Consider the following 2,274-nt stretch of genomic DNA (forward strand, 5'->3'; position numbering starts at 1 on the left):
CCGGCGGTCGCGAAAACTCAGCCCGGCTGGCGCGGATCCCAGCGGAAGTAGCGCAGCGACAGCACCGACAGCGCCGTCCAGGCCAGCACCACCGCCAGCGACGGCAGCGCGGCCGCCCACAGGTCCAGCCCCGTCGCCGGGCTCGCGCCGACCAGGTCACCGAACACGTCGTTGCCGGTGTATCCGCCGCGCAGCAGCTCCACCACGGGCGCCATCGGCAGCAGTCGGCTGGCGGTCGCGAGTTGGTCGGGCATCATCTCCAACGGGATCATCAGCCCGCTGGAGGCGTACAGCGCCAGGAACGGCACGATGCTCATCATCTGCGTACCCTCGGCGTTGCGCGCGAGCCGGGTCAACGCGGCACCCAGCAGCACCATGGTGACCGTGCTGAGCACCACGGCCAGCGCGACCATCACCGGGTCGGCCGGGACCTCGCCGGTCTGGGCGATCAGGACACCCCACGGCACGGCGGTGAGCAGGACGACCACGGCCAGCACCGAAAGCGTGGTCGCGCCGAACAGCGCGACGGGCGGCACCCCGCTGGCGCGGAAGCGCTTGAGGATGAGCTGCTCGCGGCGGGCCGCGTAGGTGTTGGAGACGTGCATGACGCCGATCATCATGATGATGGCGGCCGGGGAACCCGTCAGCGCCAAGGTCTCGTTGGAGACGCCGGGAACGGGCGACTCCCCCTGGGAGACGACTCCCAGAAAGACGAATACCAGCGGGAACAGCACGAAGAACAGGGCCGTGCGGTAGCGGTACATGAGGGTGAATTCGGTGCGGGTGAGCCGCAACGTCTGGCGGAGGGGGCTCACGGGCCGGCGCTGCCGCGCCCCCGCGGTCCCGGCCGGCGCGGCGTCGGCCGTCTGCTGAGTGGTCATCGCTGTGTCCTCTGCTGTGGTGCGGTGCGGGCTCGTGGGCGTTCGGGCGCGGGTGCGCCTCAGTCGGATCCCGGTCCGCCGGAGACCACCTCGGCGGCCCCCTCGGCGACGCTGAGGAAGACGTCCTCCAGGGAGGCGCTGCGCAGCTCCAGCCGGTCCAGGGCCGTGCCGCTGCTCCGGGCCCACTCCAGCAGCGGCTCCATGGCGCGGTGGGCGCGGCGGTCGGCGTCGTCGCCGCGCACGGTGTAGCAGACCCAGGCTTCACCGCCGCGGAGCTCGGCCGCCGCGGTGGCGCCCGGCAGGGCGGGCAGGTCCTCGAAACGGACGCCGGCGGGCATGCGGAAGGCGATGCGGTCGCCCCACCGGACGACGACGTCGCGCACGGTGCCCTCGGCCCTGGTCTCGCCGCGGTGCATGATGGCCAGCCGGTCGGCGAGGCGCTCGGCTTCCTCCAGGTAGTGCGTGGTCAGCAGGATGGCCATGCCCTCGCGGACCAGGCCGGCGATGGTGTCCCACGTGGCGCGCCGCGCCTCGGGGTCCATTCCGGTGGTCGGCTCGTCCAGGAAGAGCGCTTCGGGCCGCGAGAGCACGGCCAGCCCCAGGTCGAGCCGGCGCTTCTGCCCGCCGGAGAGCTGGCGCACCTGCACCCCGGCCTTGTCGGTGAGCCCCGTCAGTTCCAGTACCGCGTCGCGGTCCATGGGGTCGGCGGCGAGGTCGCGGGAGAGGTCGACGGTCTCGGCCGTGGTCAGCTCCGGGAACAGCCCGCTGTGCTGGAGTACGGCGTCGACACGGTCGCGCAGCTCGGGCGGCTGCCCGTAGGGGTCGGCGCCCAGGACGCGGACCGATCCCGCGCTGGGGCGGCGGAACCCCTCCAAGGTCTCGACGGTGGTGGTTTTGCCGGCGCCGTTGGTGCCCAGCAGCGCGAACAGTTCCCCCCGCCCGACGTCGAAGGAGATCCCGCGCACCGCTTCGAAGTCGCCGTAGTTCTGCCGCAGGTCGCGGACGCTGATGGCGTGCTCGCCGGAACCGGTCCCGGTCGGCGGCTGCTCTGCTGTGCTCATGGGAACGATTCTTCCGCCGCGCCCCCGTCCGGCCCAGATTCCGATGTCACCGGCCGGCCGTGAAGGGTGCCCGTGTCCGCGCATGACAGCTGTCATGGCCGGGGTTCCGCCTCCACCACGAGTACACGGTCACCGCCCTCAAGGGAGCGGCACGAGAGGACTGGGACGCGCTCACGGCGGATCCGACGTTCACCTACCGGTCCCGACTATCGCGGGGTTTTCACCGGCACGGCTCTCCGGAAAGCGGTGCTACCCTCGCGCTCTTTTTCGGCGGACCGGCGACCGCAGCGCGGCGGACGGGGTCCGCCCGCCGCGCTGGAACCGGCTACCGG

2 protein-coding genes are annotated in these 2,274 nt (G+C 72.4%); both read right to left on the reverse strand.

Going from position 1 to position 2,274, the window contains the following annotated elements:
• Nucleotides 1-17: 17 nt before the first annotated feature.
• Nucleotides 18-881, reverse strand: coding sequence for an ABC transporter permease (locus D452_RS0101140; protein ID WP_017542331.1), 864 nt, complete (start codon nt 879-881; stop codon nt 18-20).
• 59 nt (nt 882-940) lie between these two features.
• On the reverse strand, nt 941-1,942 hold the full coding sequence (locus tag D452_RS0101145; protein ID WP_017542332.1) for an ABC transporter ATP-binding protein: 1,002 nt from the start codon (nt 1,940-1,942) through the stop codon (nt 941-943).
• Between the last annotated feature and the right edge of the window lie 332 nt (nt 1,943-2,274).

This window comes from Nocardiopsis prasina DSM 43845 (assembly GCF_000341265.1).
Taxonomy (GTDB): Bacteria; Actinomycetota; Actinomycetes; order Streptosporangiales; family Streptosporangiaceae; genus Nocardiopsis; species Nocardiopsis prasina.

Excerpts from the sequence above, each read along its gene's own strand:
- D452_RS0101145 (WP_017542332.1), bottom strand. The coding sequence starts at position 1,942 with ATGAGCACAGCAGAGCAGCCGCCGACCGGGACCGGTTCCGGCGAGCAC.
- D452_RS0101140 (WP_017542331.1), bottom strand. The coding sequence starts at position 881 with ATGACCACTCAGCAGACGGCCGACGCCGCGCCGGCCGGGACCGCGGGG.